The following is a 20,579-nucleotide window of genomic DNA, read 5'->3' on the forward strand; positions in this document are numbered from 1 at the left end:
CCACCTGGAGGCGCGGATCGTGCCGCCAGCCCGCGGTCTGGGAAAGCCGCCTCACAGGTGAAGCGACCGCAGTTTTGCCAAGCCGGAGGGCTCGGGGCGCTCCCGCCCCCGGCCCGCGCCCCCATTCGGGGGCTTGTCCGGCGTTGGGCCCGGCCGCCGCTGCGCGGCGGCGGTTGCGCCTGACCTTCTCCGCCCCGGCAAACCTTCCCCGCGGAGAAGATTTTCGTTGCGTTTTCAGAGCATTAGAGATCGGGACCTTCACACTCTGTCAAGATTCACCGCTTGCATGCGCCCCCCGATGCCCCGACGAGTCCGCGCCGCAGGCCTACTGCCTGTGGCTCTGCCGCTGATGCTGACGGGGGTTTTGGGCCTATTTCTGGTACGCCGCCGCCGCGCTGCGTGACCACTGCCAAAGCGGCATAGCCCGGCTGAGATGCAGAAAAGGCGCGCGGATCACTCCGCGCGCCTGTCTCATTGGGTCAGACCGGGTGCAGGGCCGGTTTAGCCTGCGCGGGCCTGCCGCTTGCGCTCATGGGGGTCGAGATAGCGCTTGCGCAGGCGGATCGCGTTCGGCGTCACCTCCACCAGCTCGTCATCATCGATATAGGCAATCGCCTCTTCGAGGCTCAGGGTGATCGGGGTCGTCAGGCGCACGGCCTCATCCGTTCCCGAGGCCCGCACATTGGTGAGCTTCTTGCCCTTGAGCGGGTTCACCTCAAGGTCGTTCTCGCGGCTGTGCTCGCCAATGACCATACCGGTATAGACCGCTTCCTGCGCGCCGATGAACATCTTGCCCCGATCCTCGAGGTTCCACAGGGCATAGGCGACCGAGGTGCCGTTCTCCATCGAGATCAGCACGCCCGCGCGGCGGCCCGGGATCGGGCCCTTGAACGGGGCCCATTCATGGAACACGCGGTTCAGCACGCCGGTGCCGCGCGTATCGGTCAAGAACTCGCCGTGATAGCCGATCAGGCCGCGCGAGGGCACATGGGCCACGATGCGGGTCTTGCCTGCGCCTGCCGGTTTCATCTCGACCAGTTCGCCCTTGCGGGATCCGGTGATCTTTTCGATCACGGCGCCGGAATACTCGTCATCCACATCGATGGTGGCTTCCTCGATCGGCTCCATCTTGACGCCGTCGATCTCGCGAAAGAGCACTTGCGGGCGCGAGATGCTGAGCTCGAACCCTTCGCGGCGCATGTTCTCGATCAGAACGCCCATCTGCAATTCGCCGCGGCCTGCGACCTCGAAGGCCTCGCCGCCAGGCGTGTCGGAGATCTTGATCGCGACGTTCGATTCGGCCTCTTTCATCAGCCGGTCCCGGATGACGCGGGACTGCACCTTCTTGCCGTCGCGCCCTGCGAGCGGGCTGTCATTGATCCCGAAGGTGACGGTGATCGTGGGCGGATCGATGGGCTGCGCGTCGAGCGGCTCGTCCACGGCCAGCGCACAGATCGTGTCGGCCACGGTCGCCTTGGACATGCCCGCGATGGAGACGATGTCGCCGGCCTGGGCCTCGTCGATGTCCTGCTGGCCGAGACCGCGGAAGGCGCGGATCTTGGTGACGCGGAACTGCTCGATCTTCTGGCCGATGCGGCTGAGGGCCTGCACGGTCGCGCCGACCTTGAGCGTGCCGGATTCCACGCGGCCCGTCAGGATGCGGCCCACGAAGGGGTCGGATCCGAGGGTCGTGGCGAGCATCCGGAAATCCTCGTCCTGCCGGGCGATCTGCTTGGGCTTGGGCACATGGTGCACCACAAGGTCAAACAGTGCCGCAAGGTCCTTGCGCGGCCCGTCAAGCTCGGAATCGGCCCAGCCGGAGCGTCCGGATGCGTAGAGATGCGGGAAATCGAGCTGATCATCGGTTGCGTCGAGATTGGCGAAGAGGTCGAAACACTCGTCCAGCGCCCGGTCCGGCTCGGCGTCGGGCTTGTCGACCTTGTTCAGCACCACGATCGGGCGCAGGCCCAGCGCCAGCGCCTTGGAGGTCACGAACTTGGTCTGGGGCATGGGCCCCTCGGCGGCATCGACCAGCAGGACAACCCCGTCCACCATGGACAGGATCCGCTCCACCTCGCCGCCGAAATCCGCGTGGCCCGGCGTGTCAACGATGTTGATCCGCGTGCCCTTCCATTCCACCGAGGTGGCCTTGGCGAGGATGGTGATCCCGCGCTCACGCTCGAGATCATTGCTGTCCATGGCGCGCTCGGTGGTCGCCTGGTTGTCGCGGAACGTGCCCGACTGTTTGAGGAGCTCATCCACCAGCGTTGTCTTGCCGTGGTCCACGTGTGCGATGATCGCAATATTGCGAAGGTCCATGGGAGGTGCCTTTGAAGAGGGAGTTGCGCGCGGACTAACGGGAACAGCCGCCGAAATCCAGCGCTTTCTCTGCGCCGCGGCGCTGGGGCGCGGGGGCGTGTGCCCGAGCGCCCCGGGGGGGGGCTCCGCCGCGCATGGGTCGGGTAAAGCCTTCAGCGCTGCTGGGCGCAGGCCATGGCGATGTCGAACCGGTCCCCGGATCCGCCCCGGCGCTGATAGAGCGCGCGGGCCTCGGCCATATCGCCCTTGGCGTCAAAGAAGGCCTGTAGCGCCAGCAAGGCGAAATCTTCGGGATGGGCGTTCAGGCTGTCGGTGAACCAGCTGCTGACCGCACCGATCTTGCGATACGCATCGACATAGCGGGGCAGCCATTTGTCGCCCTCGGGCGCATTGGCTGGGCAAAAGGCGGCCAGCGCCGTACTGGGAAGCGCCGCGCAAAGCAGCAGCGCCGCGAGGGCAGTGGTCAGGTGCATGAGCGGTCCAATCATCCGGGGGCGGTCCCTCTCGACCAGCAAACCGGCCGCGCAGACCAGCCGCCGGTGCCGCCCGCGCCCCTCCCGCACGCAGTGCGGGCAGCATGGAATGCGCCGCAGGCGCGCCGCTGGATCACCGCCCCGAGAACCCGCGCGCCCGTCTAGCGGTACTGGGCTGCGGTGATGAACTCCGAAAACGCCTCGCACCAGATCACCACGGTCGTATAGGCCGTCAGATCCACGCCCGCCGGCACGTCGAGGATGAACCCGTCAAAGCTTTTGACATCCCCCACCTGCAGCGCACTGGCCTTGAGCGGCTCGAACTCGTCCTCATGCTCGACGAACTCGGAGACGAGGTATAGCTTGTAATCCGGTCCCGGGGCCAGCGCGCCCTGATGCACGATCTGGGTCGGGGTCAGGCTGATCTCGCCCTCGCCCCAGTGGAGCCGGTCGCTCCCCCGCAGCTCCCGGGTCAGCACGGCCGAGAACATCGCGTCCTCGGCGCTCGCCTCCAGCACGGCAGCATCCGGCGAGGGCGGCGCGGTCAGGATCGGCAGAAAGTAGATCCCGGCGGCAAAGCCGACGGCCACAGCGCCGCCATGGGTGATCAGTAACAATAGCAGTTTGCCCATAAAGGCCCCCTCAGCGCAGCCGTTTCAGCATGTCGAGCGAGGCATAGCCATCGGGCTGCAATCCCCGGCTCGCCTGATAGCGGCGCACCGCATCGATGGTATTGGGCCCGATGATCCCGTCGATCTTGCCCGTGTCGAACCCGGCTCGGGTCAGCAGGCGCTGCATCTCCTTTTTCTCCGACAGCGACAAGCCCCGATCACCGCGCGGCCAGCTCGCCTGTATCGGCGGCCCCCCGGCGATCCGGTCGCTCAGATGCCCCACGGCGATGACATAGGCATCGGCGGTGTTGTAGCGCTCGATCACGTGGAAATTGTCAAAGATCATGAAGGTCGCCCCCCGCGCGCCCGCCGGCAGCAGGATCGAGGCCTTGCCATGGTTCGGCACCTGCGCGCCGGTCATGTCGCGCACGCCCATGCGGGCCCAGTCGCGGGGGCTGCGCTTGATCTTTTCACCGGTCTGGCTGAAATCGAACCCCTGCGGCAGGCGCACCTCGACCCCCCAGGGCTGCCCCTTGGTCCAGCCGAACCGCTTGAGATAGGCCGCCGTGGAGGCCAGCGCATCCGTGGGATCATCGCTCCAGATGTCGCGCCGTCCATCCCCGGTGAAATCCACCGCGTAGTCGAGATAGCTCGTGGGGATGAACTGCGTATGCCCCATCGCCCCGGCCCAGGACCCGGTCATGCGCCCGGGCGTGATGTCCCCCGCCTGCAGGATCTTGAGCGCCGCGATCAGCTGCGCCTCGAAAAACGCGCCGCGCCGCCCGTCATAGGCCAGCGTGGCCAGGGCACTGACCATGGGCGTGCTCCCGCGCACGGCGCCATAGGCACTTTCCAGCCCCCAGATCGCCGTGACCACCTCGGCCTCGACGCCGTAGCGGGCCTCGATCTGCGACAGGGTGCGCCGGTGGGTGGCAAAGGCGCTGCGACCGTTGCGCACCCGCGCCTCCGAGACGGCGGTGTCGAGATACTCCCACAGCTGCTTGGAAAACTCCGCCTGGTTGCGGTCGCGCCGGATGACCTGCGGCATGTATTCGACCCGGGCAAAGGCCCTCTGAAAGGTCGCCGCCGTGATCCCCTGGGACAGGGCCCGGCCCCGGAAGCCGCTGATCCAGTTCTCGAACCTTGCGGGCAGGGCCACGGTCTGCGCGAGGCTGACCGGACGGGCATCGGGAAAGGGCGATTGCGCCATGGGCGCCGCCCCGGTGGAGACAGGTAGAAAGGCCAGTGCCATGGCCGCGACTGCTGCTCGGATCATTGGATCTGCTCATCCCTGTTGTTTTGCCCATAAGGTACCCCGAAAAGGGGTTTCGGCAAAGAGGGACGGTCGGATCCCGCGCATCGCGCGCGGTCACATCCGCTTGCGCTTGAGCTTCTTCTTGAGTTTCGCGGATTTGGCCTTCTTGGCGGCGATCTTGCGCCGGACCGGGCGGGACTTGCCGCGCCGCCGTCCGCCGGGCAGGGCCTCGTCCTCGACCGCCAGAAGTTCCAGCCCGATGCCGCCGGTCACCGGCACAGCCTCGGCCAGCCGGACGGTCACGCGCTGGCCCATGGCCAGCCGGAACCCGGTCTCGGACCCCACCAGCGCCTGCGCCTCCGCGTCGAAATGGAAGAACTCCGCACCGATGGACCGGATCGGGATGAGCCCGTCCGCGCCGGTCTCGTCCAGCCGGGCAAAAGCCCCGAACCGCGCCACCCCCGAGATCCGCGCCGAGAACTCGTTGCCGACCCGGTCCGCCAGATAGGCCGCAAGGTAGCGGTCGATCGTGTCGCGCTCGGCCGCCATGGAGCGGCGCTCGCTCTCGGAAATGATCTTGGCGGTCTCGTCCAGCCGCGCGATCTCCACCGCGTCGAGTCCATCCGTGCCAAAACCATGGGCGGTGATCAGCGCCCGATGCACGATCAGATCCGCATAGCGCCGGATCGGCGAGGTGAAATGCGCGTAATCGCCGAGTGCGAGGCCGAAATGCCCGAAATTCTCGGGGCTGTAATAGGCCTGGGTCATGGAGCGCAGGGTCGAGATGTTGATCAGCTCGGCGTCGTCGGTGCTCTCGGCCTGGGCCAGCAGCCGGTTCAGATCCGCCGTGCGCAGCACCCGCCCCTTGGCAAGGCTGAGCCCCGCCGCCTGCACCGTCTCGCGCAGGGCGTCGAGCTTGGTCTCGGCGGGCTCCTCATGGACCCGGTAGAGCAGCGGCGTGCGTTTCTTGGCGAGAGTTTCGGCGGCGGCCACATTGGCCAGCACCATGAACTCTTCGATCAGCCGGTGCACGTCGAGCCGGTCGCGGAAGGCTATGGAGGCCACCTCGCCCTCGGCATTCAGCGCGATACTGCGCTCCGGCAGGTCAAGTTCCAGCGGCTGACGGCGGGCCCGGGCGGATTTCAGCGCCTCATAGGCCGCAAAGAGCGGGCGCAGCACCGGTTCCAGCAATGGCTCGGTTTTCGCGTTGGGCGTGCCATCCACCGCCGCCTGCACCTCGGCATAGGCCAGCGAGGCGCGCGAGCGCATGAGCCCGCGATGGAACTCTTGGCTCAGCTTGGTGCCCTCGGCATCGATGACCATGCGCACGGCCATGCAGGCGCGGTCCACATCCTCGTGCAGCGAGCACAGATCCCCCGACAGCGTATCGGGCAGCATTGGCACCACCCGGTCCGGGAAATAGGTGGAGTTGCCGCGCTTGCGCGCCTCGCGGTCGAGCGCGCCGCCCGGGGCCACGGCCTGGGCCACATCGGCAATCGCCACCCAGAGGACAAAGCCCCCCGGATTGTCCGGATCCGCGTCGGGTGTGGCACAGACCGCATCATCCCGGTCCCGGGCATCGGGCGGGTCGATGGTCACCAGCGGCAGATCCCGGAGGTCGGTTCGGGCGCCAAGCTCGGGCGCGGTCACCGCCGCCGCCTCGGCGAGGGCCGCTTCGGGGAAATCATCGGGGATGCCATGCTGGTGGATCGCGATGAGCGAGACGGATTTCGCCCCCATCGGATCGCCCAACACATCCGTCACCCGGGCCAGCGGCAGACCCATGCAGCCCTTGGGCCCGGCCTGCTCCGCCTCGACCAGATCGCCGTCTGTCGCGCCGAGGATCCCGCCCGGGGCCACGCGCCATTCGCGATCCGCCCCCTTGTCGATGGGCACGATCCGCCCGCCCTCGGCGGTCTTGCGAAACACCCCGAGGATCTTGCGCGGCCCTGTCCCGATGCGACGGATCAGGCGCGCCTCATAGGCGTAATCCTCGGTCTCGACCTTGGTCAGCCGCGCGAGGATCCGGTCGCCCTCGGCCAAAGCCGGGTCGCCCTTGCGCGGGATGATCAGGCAGACCGGCTCGGGCCCCTCGCCCTGCCACTCCATCGGGCGGGCAAAGAGATCGCCATCGCCATCCGCATCCCCGACCTTGAGGACGGAGACCGGCGGCAGGCTCTCGGGGTCGCGGTAGCTGCGCTTGCGTTTTTCCAGATGGCCCTCGGCCTCCAGCTCCCGCAGGAGCCGCTTGAGGTCGATCCGCGCCGCGCCCTTGATGCCAAAGGCGCGCGCGATCTCGCGCTTGTTCGCGCGGGCGGGGTTGTCCTCGATCCAGGCGAGGATTTCATCTTTGCTGGGAAAACGCTCCATCCGCCGCGCCTAGCACGGGTTGCCCGCCGGGTCGATAGAGGGCCGCAGATCGACCACGCCGCGCAGCGCTTTCGGTTCGAGCAGGGCCAATGCGGAAAAGCGATACAGCGCCCCTGAAGTCTCCTCCGGGCCATTCAACCCATCCATGCGCCCCGCTTCAAAAGCAATGCTGCAGCGCCACCAAAGAGCACTCTGAGCCCGAAGGGGCCGATGCTGCGGTCTGTATGGATGGCGGCTTTGGTGAAGGCAAATGCTTGGATAGATCAACGGAGTGCGTTGGCTAACGAAACCTGCATCGTTCCATTTCCAGCTAGACCAATGAGGGATAGATGTCGCTATGAGATTCGTTGCCATCGACGTTGAAACCGCGAACGCCGCCATGGCGTCCATCTGCTCAATCGGAGTCGCCGCCTTCGAGAACGGTACCCTCGCGTCTGAATGGTACTCGCTCATAGACCCGGACGACTTCTTCGATCCCGTCAACATGTCGATCCACGGCATCACGGAAGGCGACGTGCAAGGCGCGCCGACGTTTAAGGAAGCCGCCGTGGACATCGAACGGTTTCTTGGGTCGCAGGTCGTTGTCACCCACACACATTTCGACCGTATTGCAATGCATCAAGCGGCGGGCCGCTGGGCAATCCCGACCCCGGCCTGTACCTGGCTCGACTCGGCACGCGTCGCCCGGAGAACATGGGCGGAATGCGCGAAGTCGGGCTACGGCCTCGCGAACGTCTGCAAGATGATCGGTTACACCTTCGAGCATCACAACGCGCTTGAGGATGCAAAGGCCGCGGGGCACGTCATGCTCGCTGCGATGCAGGAAAGCGGTCTCGATCTCGACGCGATCCAGACGCGCATCTTGCAGCCCATCGACCCGTCGTCGAGCGGAGCCGCTGCGATCACGCGCGACGGAAACCCGGACGGCCCGCTTGCAGGTGAGGTGATCGTGTTCACGGGCGCGCTGGACTTACCGCGTCGTGAGGCCGCAGATCTTGCGGCTTCCGTAGGCTGCAATGTGGCGAACAGCGTCACCAAGAAGACGACCGTGCTCGTCGTGGGCGATATGGATGTGACGAAGCTCGCGGGTCACGACAAGTCGTCGAAGCACCGGAAAGCGGAAGAATTGGTCGAAGCGGGTCAACAACTACGCATCATCCGCGAAACCGACTTCAAGGAGTTGGTCGTGCTTTCCTAAACAGCATACCCAAGTAGCAGGTCATTTAAATCAGTTGCGGACGTTAGCGCTGCCGCAGCGAACTCACCCTCTTTCCCGCTCAGCGGTCGATCCACGCGGGCCGGCTGAGAGCGGCGAGACTGCCGGATCCTCGCAGGCAACGCTTTGCATCCTACCGGGATTACTTGGTGTGTTCACGGGTCGCATTGCGGCCCTTGGCGGCAAACGGTGGCGCGTATGAGAGCGGCTCAGTTTCGCCCTATGTGTCGCCGAGGGACCGGACACCGCCCGCCCCTCGGCACGCCGGGTCAGCCGTTTTTCCGACGGCGGGCCACGGAGGCCATCCCGCCGAACGCCATCGCCAGCAGTGGCAGCGACGCCGGCAGCGGGACCGGCGCGATCGAGGTTCCGGTCTGCGTGGTGAAGCTGGTCGCCAGGGTGTGATTGTCGGATTCGAAGTTCGGACCGGACAGAACCACCGTGTCGAAAGGGGTGTCCGAGAACATGTTCAGGAACACGAAGGGTTCATGGGTGACCTTGCCCTGATAGCTGTCATTCGGATTGCCGTAGTAGGCGGAGGAATTCGCCGCGTTGGTGTCCAAAAACTCGAGCACATCATCCGTGTCGAAGACAAAGACGCTGACCCCGTCGCTGAGCAGCTCAACGCTGTTCCCGACGCTGCCTGCAGACCACCACAGGCCGAAATAGGTCGCCTCGTCATCAAGGGTCAGCGTGGTGCCCGGGCTCGACTGGGAAAACAGGTACTGGGTTTCATCCGCGCCGCCATACTGGTTCACGGGTTTGACGCGACCGGCGCTATAGGTGCCCAGATCGGACTGGTACTGGGTGAACGACCCGGTCCCGAGCGTGTCGAAGGTCTCGACCTTGGCGCCTGTTGCGCCGATCGCGTCGAGATCAACCTCCATGGCGCCGGGATCGCCGATCGTGACGGTCACAGGCACCGCCTGCGCGGCAATGGGGAGAGACAGCAGGAGTGCTGCGGAGCTCAGGGTCAGGATGTTCATAACGTCTTCCTCGCTGGGTAACCTACAAAAACGCGCCGGGCGCTCCTGGGACGATCGACAGGGGATCGTCAGCGGTTCCGGCGTTCACACAGGATCAATATCGCTCGAACCCGGGCCGTGCGACGCAGCATGGGGATAGCGCGTTATCCTTTGGGATAGGTTGGATGGCCCATCAGAACGGGGCCGGGCCTGCGCGCTCGGGATCCCGATCCGCGGGTCCGGGCCAGCGCGGAGGCGGGAGGGCGGTCCCTGCGGGCCGCGCGTTACATTTGGGTCGGGGATTGGGCGCGGGCAGTTGCGGCGGGGCGCGCGAGACGCGTCAACCTAGCCCGCAGGCCCCTCGGTCCGCGCGAGATCCGCGACCGTGTCCACATCCTGCAACTCGGCCACAAGCGCCACGCGGCACTCGCGCAGCCCGGCGCGCGTATCGGCGCGGGTGTGCTCGATGGACCAGCGCACCCCGTCAAAGAGCCGCGCCGGAAGGGCGCGCCGTCCAGCCCAGCCGATCAGCCAATAGCCCCCATCCGGCGCCGGGCCGAGCACCGCGTCGGCGCGCCCGAGGGCGGCAAAGGCCTCGGCGATGCGCGGCGCGGTGATGCCGGGGATATCCGCGCCGATCACCACCACGGGGCCCGGGCCGAAACTGCGCAGCGCGCGCCCCATCCGGTCGCCCAGATCGCCCCGCCCCTGAGGCCAGCGCGGCAGGTCGGCGGGCCAGACACGGCTCGCAAGCCCCTCGACATCGGGCGAGACCGCAAGCACCAGATCCCAGCGCGGATCGCGCAGGCGGCGCATGAGACGGCCCGCCTGATGGCGGAACCACCAGGCCGCAGTGGTCATGCCCAGATCCCGTCCGAGCCGGGTCTTCACGCGGCCTGGGCGGGGTTCCTTGATCATCAGGACAAGGGTCGGGCGCGGGCGGTGCCTCACGGGATGGCCCGCCGCATATGGCGGTGGGGCATCCCGCCATCCATGAACTCCGCGCCATATGCCGCGAACCCCAGGGCCTCGTAGAACGGGATGGCATGGAGCTGCGCGCCCAGCTTCGCCTCGGTCACCCCCGGCATGGCGCCCAGCGCGTCCAGCGCGGTCCTCATGAGGACCGCGCCATGGCCCGCCCCGCGATGGGCCGCCAGTACACAGACCCGCTCGATCTTGCCGGTCTCGCCGAGGATCCGCAGGCGCATGGTCGCCACGGGCCGCTCTCCGTCCAGCACCAGCCAGTGGCGCGCGGCAGCATCCAGCCCGTCCCATTCCTCGTCCTCGGGGACATTCTGCTCCTCGATGAAGACGGCCCGGCGCAGGGCGCGGCACGCCTCGAGCTCCGCCTCCCCGGCGATCTCCCGCACGGTGATCATGCGAAGTAATCGGCCAGAATCCGGCCATAAATGGCCTTGAGCTGCGGGATCTGGGCCACTGCCACCCGTTCATCGACCTGATGCATGGATTGGCCCACAAGGCCGAACTCCACCACCGGGCAATGATGCTGCACGAAGCGCGCGTCCGAGGTCCCCCCGGAGGTGGAAAGCTCGGGCACCCGCCCGGTCTCGGCCTCTACGGCGCGGGAGACCATGTCCGACAGGCGGCCCGGCGCGGTGATAAAGCTCTCGCCCGAGACCGACACCCGGTCGGTGATCATGATCCCGGTCTCCGCAGCCACCGCCGCCGCCTCGGCACGGATCATGGAGGTCAGGCTGGCCGAGCTGTGGGCGTCATTGAAGCGGATATTCACCGTCGCCCGGCAACTGGCCGGGATCACGTTATTGGCCGGATTGCCCGTATCGAAGGTCGTCACCGCGAGGGTCGAAGGGTCGAAATGCGCGGTCCCCTGATCCAGCTCCAGCGCCGCGAGCCGATCCACAAGCCGCGCCAGCGCAGGCACGGGGTTTTTCGCGCGGTGCGGATAGGCGGAGTGGCCCTGTACGCCTTCGGCCTCGAAATAGAAGGTCATCGAGCCACGCCGTCCGATCTTCATCATCTCGCCCATCTCCGTCGGGCAGGTCGGCTCGCCCACGAGGCAGAGATCCATCGCCTCGCCCTCGGCCTCCATCCAGTCCAGCAGCGCCACGGTCCCGTCCCTTGCATCCCCCTCTTCATCGCCGGTGATCGCGAGGATCACGGCACCGTCCGGGGGCGTCCGGGTCACGAAGTCGATGGCGGCGGCGGCAAAGCACGCCACACCGGATTTCATGTCGACCGCGCCGCGGCCATACATCCAATCCCCGTTCCGTTCGGCCCCGAAAGGGTCAAACCGCCAATCGGCGCGCGCCCCGATGGGCACCACATCCGTGTGACCGTTGAACCCGAAACTGCGGGCATGTCCCTTCTCGCCCCAGCGGGCATAGAGGTTCGCGATCCCGCCGCGATCCACCCGGGTACAGGCGAAGCCCGCCGCGGTCAGCCGCGCCTCCAGAAGGGTCAGCGCCCCGCCTTCCTCGGGCGTCACCGAGGGGCAGCGGATCAGCTCTGCCGTCAGGGCGACGGCGTCGGTACCGGCAAGATCGTCCTTCATCTCAGCTCCTCGCGCGGGGGGCTCCCGCGTCCTCGTAAAAGGCGGTGGTCTGGGCAATGACGACCGAGTTCTCATCGAGCGCCCGCTGCATCAGGTCCCGCTCTTCGTCGGGAATGTCATGCCCCTCGGCGAGCCGCTCAGGCAGCGAGCCATAGCCCGTCACCTCCAGCGGGTTGAGATCCGCCTGTTTCAGCAGGGCCACGGTCTCGCGCACCGCCTCGGCCTCATCCACACCCGAGGCATAGCACATCAGCGCCGCCCCGGAGGCATGGTCGGGCAGCCCGTCGCCATCGCGGCGCCCCACCTCGACCAGCAGGGTATAGACCTCATGGGGGCGCTTGGGTTTCTTGGGTGTCTGGGCCATGGCGGCGCTCCGGGCTTTGATCGCGGCAGACCTAGCACCGCAGATCCGCGCTGACCAGAGTGGCACAGGGCGCGCCGCCGGCCGGACCGGGCGCGCAATTCGGCACCCGCCGCACCACGGCGCAGGGCGCATCATCCCGCCGCCCGCGTCTGTCGACGGGCGGCGCAGGCCCCGGATATTGACTTGCGCGCGCGCCGACCGGCCTAGGCGGTGCGTTGCTTGCTATAGGTGTCCTTGTGAATGATCAGCCCATCGCGGAATGTCAGGATATCGACGCTCAGATACGCTTCGGTGGTCCCGTCCTTGTGGCGCGCGGTCCGGCGGTACTCGCAATAGGCCTTGTCGCCCGCGATCCGGCAGTCCAGCGTTTCCCAGTGGACGGTCTCGACCTTTTCGAACAGCCCGGCAAAGACCGCCCGGATCTGCTCTGCGCCCTCGATGCGCAGGCCATGGGGTTCGGGCCCGATGGCATGGTCAAACACCGCATCCGGCGCAAAGAAGGGTATCACCGCGTCGATGTCATTGGCGTTGAAGGCATCGCCCACCGCATCCACGATCGAGAGGGTCAAATCAGTCATGGGCACTCCTCACAGGCCAAGCATGGCGCAGGTTTTGGCAAAGAAGGGGCTGGCCGGATCGGCCAGAACGTTCAGCTCGTCGAAATGGTCCATGTCAGGCACCACGTAGAGCGCGATGGCGCGGGCGGGTGTTGCATAGGCCTCGACATACATCCGGGCCTGACGGTGGAACTCATCGGTCTCGGCTCCGCCGACCACCACGAGCTGCGGCGCATCGGTGACGGGCGGATGGGCGGTCATGGGGCTTTCGGCCTCGGCCTCGGCAGGATCCATGCGGATCCCGGCATTGAGCGCCTCGGTCAGGCGCACCGGCTCGAGATAGCTCAGGGGTGAGACGGGAATGCCCGCTTTGATCAGATCCCGTGGCAGGCCGGGCCCATAGGCGGGCCAATCCGTCGCCATCATCATCTGGGTGATATGCCCGCCCGCCGAATGCCCCATCACGGTCAGACGATCCCGGTTGAGCCCCAGCTCGGCCGCCGCGCCCCAGAGATAGGCCACCGCCTCGCGGATCTCTTCGGAGATCCGGGTGACCGAGACCGCCGGGCACAGATCATACCCGACCACCACCACATTCACCCCCGCCGCAACAAAGGGCGCGGCCAGAAAGCTGTAGATGGATTTGTCGCCGCGCTGCCAATAGCCGCCATGCACATACAGCAGCGTCGGCGCGGTCGGATCGCCACAGAGGAACACATCCAGCGTCTGCCGCGCCCCCGTCCCGTAGCGCAGATCGAGCCGGGAGGTGAGGCCCGCGCGCACCGTGGCGCTGGCCGCGACCCAGCCGGGAATCACGGTTTCCTCATAGTCCGGTCGCCCGGCGCGCAGGTTGTACTGCGCGTCGAATTCGGCGGGTGTAAAGCGGGTGTGGTAGGTCAGATGGTCAGTCATGGCACCGTCTCATAACAGGGAAGATCGAGGCGGCCTGCAACGCGTCGCCAGCTGGGCCAGCGCCGCTCATAGAACCCCCTCCGCCGCAGAGGCCTGTTCGAGCGCGGCCCAGTCCTCGGGCGTGGTGCCGAAGGGACGCATGACATGGGCCTGATAGGCCGGGCGCGCGGCAAGGCGACGATACCAGGCCTCCAGATGGGGCAGCGGCGGGCGCGCGACCTCGATGTTGAAGTAGCGATAGACCACGCAGCCGAGGGGGATGTCGCCCATGGTGAAAGCGTCGCCGCCGACAAATGCGTGCGTCGCGAGATGCGCATCAAGGAGGGTCAGGATCCCGTGGGCCTCGTCCCGAAGCGCCGCGATCCGCGCCGGATCCCGATCCGCAGGCGGTGTTCGGACGGTGGCAAAGAAAAGCTGGATGACCGGCGGAAAGGCCCGGCTGGCGGACCATTCCATCCACTGATCCGCGCGGGCGCGGGCCTCCGGGTCCGAGGGCGAAAGCGTGTCCGCCCCGTAGCGGTCGCTGAGATAGCGGATGATCGCAAGGCTCTCCCACAGGGCGAAATCGCCGTCCCGGATTGCGGGGATCATCCGGTTGGGATTGATCTCGGCATAGGCCGCCGTGTCCAGCTTGCCGAAACGGCCCCCGGCCAGCTGGAGGCGATACGCGAGCCCCAGCTCGCCAGCGGTCCACAGAACCGGGATGACATTGGACGAATAGGGCCGTCCTCAGATCTCAAGCATGGGCCAACTCTCGTTTCTGGGCGATGGATTGGGTGCCGAATTACGGGACCACATACTCGAACAGCCGGTCCCAGCTGGCGAGGATCTTGGCATAGGGCACGCCTGTGTACTGCTGCATGAGCATGAGGTGGTCGAGCCCGATGGTCTCCTGCTTTTCGGCGAAACGCTCGGCCACGAAGGCAGCATCGCCGACCACGATGATGCCGCGGGCATTGAGAAAATCGAACCAGTCGCCATCGGCCTCCGCCGGTGTCATGTCTTCGCCGACGTCGAGATAACCCGCCTTGGTCCATTCCCCCGCCGGGCGGGAGCCGCCGAGGAACTCGTAATAGGCATTGATGGCCGGGCGGATCGTGGCCTCGGCCTCTGCCATGCTCTCGCCCACATAAACCGCCGTGCAGACGCCAACGCCCTCGCCCAGTCGGACCGCCCGGCCCTCGCGCTTGGACAGGGCCTCGCGATAGGGCTCCCAGCAGGCGCGCGTCGCCCGTGGGCCTGCCGGCATCGAGATCACACCCCAGCCGCGCTCCCCGGCGAGCGCGAAAGTCGGCGGGGCATTGGACATCAGCCAGACCGGCGGATGCCCCGGCTGGTACGGGCGCGGATGGACATACATCGCTTTGTAGCTGCCATCCGCCGCGTGGTAACGCGGATCGAGCGGCTCGAAGAACCGGTTGGTCTCGGTCCAGCCCGGCACGGGAAACTCGTAGAATTCGCCCTTGTGGGTGAAGGCCTCCTGCGTCCAGGCCTTGAGGATCACCTCAAGGCTTTCCTGATAAAGCCGCATCACCTTGGCATTGTCCCGCCGGTCGGCATCGCGGTTGAATTGCAACGTCGCGCGCGCGTTGATCCCCTTGGCGACCCCGAAATCCACACGCCCCAGCGTCATGTTGTCGAGTACCCTGTCCGGACAGTGCTATCTGATCCTGTCCCATTTCGCGCCGGGCAAAGGCGCGCCGCCGGAACCGATGGAAGGGTATGTCTTCGACGGAGAACAGCACGCGATCGTGCTGGACGGGGAGGTCGAGCTGCAGCTTGGGGACGAGCGGATCATCCTGCGCAAGGGGGACAGTTTCTCCTATCCGTCGATGATCGCGCATCGGTTTCGCAACCGCACCGAGGCGCCCGCGACGATGGTCTGGGCCATGTCCCCGGTGCGCATCAGCTGGTAGGCGCACGACCCGGCCTGCTTGCCGGGTCGCCTGGGCTTAACGGCCAAAAGGGGCGCGCGCCCCGGCAACCGGGGCGTGAAGGCAGGGGTCTGCCCCCTGCCTGCCGCCATGGTCAGGGCAGCATCACCGCATCGGGCATCGCGGCGGCCAGCGCGGCCGGGGCGAAGTTTTCCAGCATGTCCTCGAGCGAGACGGCCTCCCCCCGGACCACGCCCTGCGCGAGGATCCAGTCGGCCTCGGCCACCAGCAACTCGGCCAGCCCGGTATCGAGGCTCAGCCCGATATCCACATCCTCCCACTGGGCGGCAATATCCTCCGGGGACATCGCGCCGCTCATGGAGGCGCTGACCGCCGCAATGGCCGCCTCGGGATCGGCTTTGACATCCGCATCCGCCTTGGCCAGCGCCCCCATGAAGGCCTCCAGCACCTCGGAGCGTTCGGTGATCATCGTAGGCGAGGCCGACAGGATGTAGTGCACCTGATAGCCGGGCACGCGCAGCTCGCCGTAATCCTCGCCCAGGGTCGTGCGCGCCGCGCTGTAAAAGCTGGGGAAGGGCACGATGGCATCCACATCGCCGCGCGCCACGGCGGGCACCAGGTCGGGCGGCGCGGCACTGACCAGCTCGGCCTCGATCCCGGCCTCGGTCAGGATCTTGTCGAGATAGAAGTTCACATTGGTCCCGAGGGTGGTCCCGATCTTCTTGCCCGCCAGATCCGCAGGGCTGTCCACCGCGCCGCCGGAGGTGTTGACGATCACCCGCGAGCCGGTGAACCGCGCGAGATCCGCGACGACCCCGAACTCCTGCCCGGTGAGCGCACCCACCGCCGCCGGGAACTCGGCCATGAAGGTGATGTCCACCTGCCCGCCCAGCATCGCCTCGAACCCTTCGCGGCCGGTGCGGAAGGCCACGAAATTGATGTCGAGCCCGGCCTCTTTGAAATAGCCGTTCTTGATGGCGATATCGACCTGCGGGGTCTGGGGGTTCGGGCTCCAGGCGAAGGTGAGTTGCTCGGCCAGCGCCGCGCCCGGCAGGCCAATCAGGGCCGCGAGGGCCAGGGGTTTCAGAAATGTCATGGCTGTCTCCAGTGAAGGGTTGTTGGATCAGGTGGCAATCAGGTCTTCCTTCGGCCGCAACAGGCCGAGGATCTCTTCGCGGATATCGAGCAGCTCCTGCCCCGAACGGCTGAAGGCGCGCGGGCGGGGCTGGGTCAGGGCGTAGTGGCGGATCATGCGCCCGGGGGCCTGGCTCATGACGCGGACATCGTCGGCCAGAAGCAGGGCCTCATCCACGTCATGGGTGACGAAGAGGACCGTGGCGCGATGCTTTTGCCAGACCCCCATCAGGAGGCTGTGCATCGAGATCCGGGTCTGGGCATCCAGCGCGCCGAAGGGCTCGTCCATCAGCAGGACCTTGGGGCCGACCACGAAGGTCCGGGCAATCGCCACCCGCTGCTTCATGCCGCCCGAGAGCTGTTGGGGATACTTGTCCGCATGGGCGCTGAGCCCGACCTCGTCCAGCGCCGCGCGCGCCCTGTCGATCTCTTCGGCCTGGGACAGGCCCAGCTGCTTGAGCCCGAAACGGACATTGCCGAGCGCCGTGAACCACGGGAAGAGGGCGTATTGCTGAAAGATCACGCCGACATCATTGGACGGACCGGTGATCGGCGCGCCATCGAGGGTCAGCCGCCCTTCGGACGGGGTCACAAAGCCTGCAATCGCGTTCATCAGGGTGGACTTGCCGCAGCCCGAGGGGCCGATCAGCGCGGTGAAGGTCCCGGGCTCCAGCACCAGCCGGGTGCGGTCCAGCGCCGTCATGTCCCCCTGTTTGGTGCTGAACCGGATGACCACATCCTCGATGCCGACACGGCCCACATTCGGTTGATCCTGCATCAGCCTTGCTCCCAATGGACGAGTTTCTGGCCGATCCGGTGGACCACGTAATCCACGCTGGCCCCGAGAATGCCGAGGATGATCAGCAGCGAGAACATCCGGTCCGTGCGGATGTATTGGCGCGCCTCCTGCAGCCGGAAGCCGAGGCCCGACGAGGCCCCCGAAAGCTCCGCCGCGATCAGGCTGAGAAAGGCCAGCGCCACGCCCAACCGGATCCCGGCAAAGATATGCGGGGCGGCGGCGGGGATGATGACGGTGACGAACTCGCGCAGCTTGGAGGCGCCCAGCGACCGGGCCGCGCGCAGATAGGTGTCCGGCACGTATTGCATCCCGTGATGGGTGTTGAACCACACCGTCAGGAACACCGTGTAGGAGACCACGAAATACTTCGAGCCCTCGCCGATGCCGAACCACACGATGGCCACCGGCACCAGCGCGATGGCCGGGATCGGTCGCAACAGGTTCAGGAACGGGTTGAGCAGGGTCCGCACAAGTGCGACGCGCCCGGTCAGCAGGCCCAGCACCACACCCAGGGACGCGCCGATGCCGAACCCGATGGCGGCCCGCGACAGGGACACTATCAGGTCATTGGGCAGGGTGCCATTGCTCCACATCTCGACCGTGGCAAACCAGACCGACCAGGGGGAGGGGAAGATCGTCTCGGGCACGATCTGGCTCAGGGAAACCGCCGTCCAGATGGCCAGCACGAAGCCGAACGAGATCAGCGGCGCGCCCCCCTCGGCCAGCACCGCCAGCGGACTGCGCCAGCCCCCCGGCCGGGGCCTTTCCGCGGTGGGATTGGTCACAACCATGGCACTTGCTCCGCCTTGTAGCGATGGGCCCGGAAGCAGGAATTGGTCGCCCCGGCGATGAAACTGTTGAGCGGGCTGGGATACTCCGCGAATTCCGGGATCACGTATTCCCAGACCAGCGCGCCGTCGCGCGTGACCTCAAAGAGGCGTCCGAAGGCGCTCTCACAGATCAGGGTATTGCCGTTCCAGAGCCGCTCGGCGCTGCCCATGAAGGGCGAGAAGAACGAGATCGGCGTCGGATCCGTATAGGTCCAGGTGACCTCCATGGTCTTGGGGTCGAATTCCAGTGCGCGGGAGAACGGGTTGGACATGCCCGGGCGCAGGTTGCCGTTGTCGAAGACAAGGACCGTGCCGTCTTCCATTTCAATCGGCGTGTGCTGCTGGGCGGTGATGTCGGGGCCTGCATGCCAGACGATCTCGCCCGTGGTCTTGTTGACCGCGATCACGCCCGAGGTGGTGCGCAGGCTCATCAGGACCAGCCCGTCCCGGGTCTCGGAGACCCCGTTGATCATCGGCCAGTGGCGGCGGTCGAAATTGGGATGGATGGGCAGGTCGGCCGGGTCCAGATGGTCCCAGATGCGCCATTCCCAGACAACCTCGCCCGCCCGGTTCACCTCGCGGACGATATCGGACTGCACGATCCCGTCCGCGCCATCCTTGGCCGGATCGCCGCCCGTGATGCGCGCGGCCTTATCTGCCGGAAGCTCGGCGGCCAAAGTATAGAGCAGGTTGCCATTGGCCAGCCATTGGGCGTCGTGGTGGTGGTAGATGTCTTCATGCTGCCAGACGATTTCGCCTTCGGGCGTGACCTCGTAGAAATCGCCCCCGTGCCACAGGTCCCAGGCCGGATAGAGCGCCGCCGAGGTCGCGTGGCTGCCGTTATAGCCGAGATTGCCATTGGCGAGGATCACCGCATCGCGCCCAGGCCGCACGGGCAGGTGCCACTGATGGGCCGTCTGGCCGCTGATATCGATCAGGTCGACGACACCGCCCCCGGTCTGACGCGCAAAGAGGGTGTATCCCCCCGCCGATCCGCGCGGATCATGGGCGGTCAGACCCAGCCGCCTGCGACGCAGGGTGATCTGATCGGGTAGGTCAGGCTGTCCGTCGGGCATCGCGGCATCTCCAAGGTGACATTAAAACGTTTTAACAATCGGTAGCAGTTGCCCCTGAGTGAGTAAAACGTTTTAAAGCACAGGCAGGCAGACCACGCCCTGCGCTGCCTGCAAACCGCTCACAGCAGGCCGATTTGACCATTTCGAAGGCAGACCGCGTATGACACCCCCTCGGAAATCCCCGGGAAAGCGCCCGACCGTGATCGATGTGGCCCAGGCGGCAGGGGTGTCGCCGGGCACGGTGTCCAACGCGCTCAGCGGCAAGCGCAAGGTGGATGCAGACACCCGCGACCGGATCGAGGCCGCCATCCAGCAGCTTGGATACCGCCCCAACCAGGCCGCACGCCGGATGCGGACCGGGCAGACCAACACGATCGCAATCTTCTCCTCGATGCCCTTTGCCGTGGCGGCCGGCCCGTCCAAGCTCGGGTTCCTGATGGAAATCGCCGCCTCCGCCGCCGTCGCGGCCATGGCGCGGAACACCGCCCTGATCCTCGTCCCGCCGATTGCCAATCCCGAAGAGACCTTGGACACCATCGCCATGGATGGCGCGCTGGTGGTGGAACCTGCCGCGGATGATCCGGTGCTCAGCCGCCTGATCCGCGCCGGGATCCCCACGGTCTGCATCGGCCGACCGCCAGATGCCGAGATTCCCCATGTGGATCTGGACTACCCGGCGATTGCCGAACTGCTGATCGCGCATCTCTTCGAGGTCGGGGCCACGCGGTTTCCGCTGATCGTCGGGGCCAGTTCCCGGCCCAGCAATCTCGCCTTCAAGGCCGCCTATGGCGCGGCGGCCCGGCGCAGGGGCATGGCGGAGATCATGATCGAGGTCCCCGAGGATCAGGCCGAGGCGGGGGCGGCCGCCGCCCTGAGTACGCTCATCTCCCGGGGCGAGATGTTCGACGGGGTGCTCGTGCCCACGGATGCCATGGCCACCGGGGTGATGCAGGCCCTGCGCGACCATGGCCTGACAGTGCCGGACAAGGTGCGGGTCGTCACCCGCTATGACGGGGTGCGCGCCCAGACCGAATCCCCGCCCCTGACGGCGGTGGACCTGAAACTCGAAGCGGTGGCGACCCTCGCCACCCGGCAACTGGTCGAGACCATGGCAGGCCCGGCACCCGGCGCGGCGATCCCCGGACCGGAACCGCGACTGGTGGTGCGCGCCTCCAGCCGGCAATCGCGCGGGTAGCCCCCTCCGGACCAGCGGACAGACCTATTGTCTGAATTCAGGCCCGTGGCTAAGCTCTGCCCAATCAAAGGGATT

22 protein-coding genes and 1 pseudogene are annotated in these 20,579 nt (G+C 66.7%); 3 read left to right on the forward strand and 20 right to left on the reverse strand.

Annotated features, from left to right (window positions below; translation table 11 throughout):
• Positions 1-501: 501 nt before the first annotated feature.
• The 6 genes from typA to ACP15I_RS16290 form a co-directional block, all read right to left on the reverse strand.
• Positions 502-2,319, reverse strand: a complete 1,818-nt coding sequence (gene typA, locus ACP15I_RS16265) for a translational GTPase TypA (RefSeq protein ID WP_424967150.1) — start codon at positions 2,317-2,319, stop codon at positions 502-504.
• Between the two features lie 152 nt (positions 2,320-2,471).
• Entirely contained in the window at positions 2,472-2,807 is a 336-nt protein-coding gene (locus tag ACP15I_RS16270; RefSeq protein WP_424975890.1) for a hypothetical protein, read from the reverse strand.
• Between the two features lie 146 nt (positions 2,808-2,953).
• Positions 2,954-3,424 (reverse strand): DM13 domain-containing protein, encoded by a 471-nt coding sequence (locus ACP15I_RS16275; protein WP_424975891.1) that lies wholly within the window; start codon positions 3,422-3,424, stop codon positions 2,954-2,956.
• Between the two features lie 10 nt (positions 3,425-3,434).
• Positions 3,435-4,655 (reverse strand): lytic murein transglycosylase, encoded by a 1,221-nt coding sequence (locus tag ACP15I_RS16280; protein ID WP_424975951.1) that lies wholly within the window; start codon positions 4,653-4,655, stop codon positions 3,435-3,437.
• Between the two features lie 117 nt (positions 4,656-4,772).
• On the reverse strand, positions 4,773-7,028 hold the full coding sequence (gene rnr, locus ACP15I_RS16285; protein ID WP_424975892.1) for a ribonuclease R: 2,256 nt from the start codon (positions 7,026-7,028) through the stop codon (positions 4,773-4,775).
• A gap of 9 nt (positions 7,029-7,037) precedes the next feature.
• Positions 7,038-7,175 (reverse strand): hypothetical protein, encoded by a 138-nt coding sequence (locus tag ACP15I_RS16290; RefSeq protein ID WP_424975893.1) that lies wholly within the window; start codon positions 7,173-7,175, stop codon positions 7,038-7,040.
• A gap of 190 nt (positions 7,176-7,365) precedes the next feature.
• Between ACP15I_RS16290 and ACP15I_RS16295 the strand changes: the two genes are divergently transcribed.
• Positions 7,366-8,226 (forward strand): exonuclease domain-containing protein, encoded by an 861-nt coding sequence (locus ACP15I_RS16295; RefSeq protein ID WP_424975894.1) that lies wholly within the window; start codon positions 7,366-7,368, stop codon positions 8,224-8,226.
• 287 nt (positions 8,227-8,513) lie between these two features.
• Here the strand turns inward: ACP15I_RS16295 and ACP15I_RS16300 are convergent, their stop codons facing one another.
• The 10 genes and pseudogenes from ACP15I_RS16300 to ACP15I_RS16345 form a co-directional block, all read right to left on the reverse strand.
• Positions 8,514-9,230: a VPLPA-CTERM sorting domain-containing protein gene (locus ACP15I_RS16300; RefSeq protein ID WP_424975895.1), complete on the reverse strand. Its 717-nt coding sequence runs from the start codon at positions 9,228-9,230 to the stop codon at positions 8,514-8,516.
• 324 nt (positions 9,231-9,554) lie between these two features.
• Positions 9,555-10,127, reverse strand: coding sequence for a TIGR04282 family arsenosugar biosynthesis glycosyltransferase (locus ACP15I_RS16305; RefSeq protein WP_424975896.1), 573 nt, complete (start codon positions 10,125-10,127; stop codon positions 9,555-9,557).
• A gap of 29 nt (positions 10,128-10,156) precedes the next feature.
• Positions 10,157-10,588, reverse strand: a complete 432-nt coding sequence (locus ACP15I_RS16310) for a GNAT family N-acetyltransferase (protein ID WP_424975897.1) — start codon at positions 10,586-10,588, stop codon at positions 10,157-10,159.
• Entirely contained in the window at positions 10,585-11,742 is a 1,158-nt protein-coding gene (gene dapE, locus ACP15I_RS16315; RefSeq protein ID WP_424975898.1) for a succinyl-diaminopimelate desuccinylase, read from the reverse strand. The genes ACP15I_RS16310 and dapE overlap by 4 nt, the downstream gene beginning before the upstream one ends.
• Position 11,743: 1 nt before the next feature.
• Positions 11,744-12,106, reverse strand: coding sequence for a hypothetical protein (locus ACP15I_RS16320; protein ID WP_424967159.1), 363 nt, complete (start codon positions 12,104-12,106; stop codon positions 11,744-11,746).
• A 203-nt stretch (positions 12,107-12,309) separates the two neighbouring features.
• Entirely contained in the window at positions 12,310-12,684 is a 375-nt protein-coding gene (locus ACP15I_RS16325; protein ID WP_424975899.1) for a nuclear transport factor 2 family protein, read from the reverse strand.
• 9 nt (positions 12,685-12,693) lie between these two features.
• Positions 12,694-13,575, reverse strand: coding sequence for an alpha/beta hydrolase (locus ACP15I_RS16330; RefSeq protein ID WP_424975900.1), 882 nt, complete (start codon positions 13,573-13,575; stop codon positions 12,694-12,696).
• Positions 13,576-13,641: 66 nt separating this feature from the next.
• On the reverse strand, positions 13,642-14,031 hold the full coding sequence (locus tag ACP15I_RS16335; protein WP_424975952.1) for a glutathione S-transferase C-terminal domain-containing protein: 390 nt from the start codon (positions 14,029-14,031) through the stop codon (positions 13,642-13,644).
• A 66-nt stretch (positions 14,032-14,097) separates the two neighbouring features.
• Positions 14,098-14,289, reverse strand: a pseudogene (locus ACP15I_RS16340) (glutathione S-transferase N-terminal domain-containing protein); the annotation flags it as partial.
• Between the two features lie 70 nt (positions 14,290-14,359).
• Entirely contained in the window at positions 14,360-15,208 is an 849-nt protein-coding gene (locus tag ACP15I_RS16345; protein ID WP_424975901.1) for an LLM class flavin-dependent oxidoreductase, read from the reverse strand.
• Here ACP15I_RS16345 and ACP15I_RS16350 point away from each other — a divergent pair.
• A complete protein-coding gene (locus tag ACP15I_RS16350; protein ID WP_424975902.1) occupies positions 15,207-15,491 on the forward strand; it encodes a cupin domain-containing protein in 285 nt (94 codons plus the stop codon). The genes ACP15I_RS16345 and ACP15I_RS16350 overlap by 2 nt on opposite strands.
• Positions 15,492-15,603: 112 nt before the next feature.
• Here ACP15I_RS16350 and ACP15I_RS16355 read toward each other — a convergent pair whose 3' ends face one another.
• The 4 genes from ACP15I_RS16355 to ACP15I_RS16370 are packed head-to-tail and all read right to left on the reverse strand — an operon-like array spanning position 15,604 to position 19,309.
• Positions 15,604-16,566: an ABC transporter substrate-binding protein gene (locus ACP15I_RS16355; RefSeq protein ID WP_424975903.1), complete on the reverse strand. Its 963-nt coding sequence runs from the start codon at positions 16,564-16,566 to the stop codon at positions 15,604-15,606.
• A 27-nt stretch (positions 16,567-16,593) separates the two neighbouring features.
• A complete protein-coding gene (locus ACP15I_RS16360; RefSeq protein ID WP_424967165.1) occupies positions 16,594-17,382 on the reverse strand; it encodes an ABC transporter ATP-binding protein in 789 nt (262 codons plus the stop codon).
• Positions 17,382-18,194, reverse strand: a complete 813-nt coding sequence (locus tag ACP15I_RS16365; protein WP_424975904.1) for an ABC transporter permease — start codon at positions 18,192-18,194, stop codon at positions 17,382-17,384. Before ACP15I_RS16365 ends, ACP15I_RS16360 begins: the two co-directional genes overlap by 1 nt.
• A complete protein-coding gene (locus ACP15I_RS16370) occupies positions 18,185-19,309 on the reverse strand; it encodes an aryl-sulfate sulfotransferase (protein ID WP_424975905.1) in 1,125 nt (374 codons plus the stop codon). Before ACP15I_RS16370 ends, ACP15I_RS16365 begins: the two co-directional genes overlap by 10 nt.
• 160 nt (positions 19,310-19,469) lie before the next feature.
• On the opposite strand from ACP15I_RS16370, the gene ACP15I_RS16375 reads away from it, so the two are divergent.
• Positions 19,470-20,504 carry a LacI family DNA-binding transcriptional regulator gene (locus ACP15I_RS16375; RefSeq protein ID WP_424975906.1) on the forward strand — a complete coding sequence of 345 codons (1,035 nt, stop codon included), beginning with the start codon at positions 19,470-19,472 and terminating at the stop codon, positions 20,502-20,504.
• The last annotated feature ends 75 nt before the right edge of the window (positions 20,505-20,579 follow it).

Origin of the sequence: Dinoroseobacter sp. S124A (assembly GCF_049801015.1) — a bacterium.
GTDB lineage: Bacteria > Pseudomonadota > Alphaproteobacteria > Rhodobacterales > Rhodobacteraceae > Dinoroseobacter.

What these genes read in the sequence shown, in the direction of transcription:
- ACP15I_RS16375 (WP_424975906.1), top strand. Translation starts at nt 19,470, where the DNA reads ATGACACCCCCTCGGAAATCCCCGGGAAAGCGCCCGACCGTGATCGAT.
- ACP15I_RS16330 (WP_424975900.1), bottom strand. Translation starts at nt 13,575, where the DNA reads ATGACTGACCATCTGACCTACCACACCCGCTTTACACCCGCCGAATTC.
- ACP15I_RS16365 (WP_424975904.1), bottom strand. Translation starts at nt 18,194, where the DNA reads ATGGTTGTGACCAATCCCACCGCGGAAAGGCCCCGGCCGGGGGGCTGG.
- typA (WP_424967150.1), bottom strand. Translation starts at nt 2,319, where the DNA reads ATGGACCTTCGCAATATTGCGATCATCGCACACGTGGACCACGGCAAG.
- ACP15I_RS16360 (WP_424967165.1), bottom strand. Translation starts at nt 17,382, where the DNA reads ATGCAGGATCAACCGAATGTGGGCCGTGTCGGCATCGAGGATGTGGTC.
- ACP15I_RS16275 (WP_424975891.1), bottom strand. Translation starts at nt 3,424, where the DNA reads ATGGGCAAACTGCTATTGTTACTGATCACCCATGGCGGCGCTGTGGCC.
- ACP15I_RS16300 (WP_424975895.1), bottom strand. Translation starts at nt 9,230, where the DNA reads ATGAACATCCTGACCCTGAGCTCCGCAGCACTCCTGCTGTCTCTCCCC.
- ACP15I_RS16290 (WP_424975893.1), bottom strand. Translation starts at nt 7,175, where the DNA reads ATGGATGGGTTGAATGGCCCGGAGGAGACTTCAGGGGCGCTGTATCGC.
- ACP15I_RS16295 (WP_424975894.1), top strand. Translation starts at nt 7,366, where the DNA reads ATGAGATTCGTTGCCATCGACGTTGAAACCGCGAACGCCGCCATGGCG.
- ACP15I_RS16370 (WP_424975905.1), bottom strand. Translation starts at nt 19,309, where the DNA reads ATGCCCGACGGACAGCCTGACCTACCCGATCAGATCACCCTGCGTCGC.
- ACP15I_RS16345 (WP_424975901.1), bottom strand. Translation starts at nt 15,208, where the DNA reads ATGACGCTGGGGCGTGTGGATTTCGGGGTCGCCAAGGGGATCAACGCG.
- ACP15I_RS16280 (WP_424975951.1), bottom strand. Translation starts at nt 4,655, where the DNA reads ATGGCACTGGCCTTTCTACCTGTCTCCACCGGGGCGGCGCCCATGGCG.
- ACP15I_RS16335 (WP_424975952.1), bottom strand. Translation starts at nt 14,031, where the DNA reads ATGGAATGGTCCGCCAGCCGGGCCTTTCCGCCGGTCATCCAGCTTTTC.
- dapE (WP_424975898.1), bottom strand. Translation starts at nt 11,742, where the DNA reads ATGAAGGACGATCTTGCCGGTACCGACGCCGTCGCCCTGACGGCAGAG.
- rnr (WP_424975892.1), bottom strand. Translation starts at nt 7,028, where the DNA reads ATGGAGCGTTTTCCCAGCAAAGATGAAATCCTCGCCTGGATCGAGGAC.
- ACP15I_RS16355 (WP_424975903.1), bottom strand. Translation starts at nt 16,566, where the DNA reads ATGACATTTCTGAAACCCCTGGCCCTCGCGGCCCTGATTGGCCTGCCG.
- ACP15I_RS16305 (WP_424975896.1), bottom strand. Translation starts at nt 10,127, where the DNA reads ATGATCAAGGAACCCCGCCCAGGCCGCGTGAAGACCCGGCTCGGACGG.
- ACP15I_RS16310 (WP_424975897.1), bottom strand. Translation starts at nt 10,588, where the DNA reads ATGATCACCGTGCGGGAGATCGCCGGGGAGGCGGAGCTCGAGGCGTGC.
- ACP15I_RS16325 (WP_424975899.1), bottom strand. Translation starts at nt 12,684, where the DNA reads ATGACTGATTTGACCCTCTCGATCGTGGATGCGGTGGGCGATGCCTTC.
- ACP15I_RS16350 (WP_424975902.1), top strand. Translation starts at nt 15,207, where the DNA reads ATGTTGTCGAGTACCCTGTCCGGACAGTGCTATCTGATCCTGTCCCAT.
- ACP15I_RS16270 (WP_424975890.1), bottom strand. Translation starts at nt 2,807, where the DNA reads ATGATTGGACCGCTCATGCACCTGACCACTGCCCTCGCGGCGCTGCTG.
- ACP15I_RS16320 (WP_424967159.1), bottom strand. Translation starts at nt 12,106, where the DNA reads ATGGCCCAGACACCCAAGAAACCCAAGCGCCCCCATGAGGTCTATACC.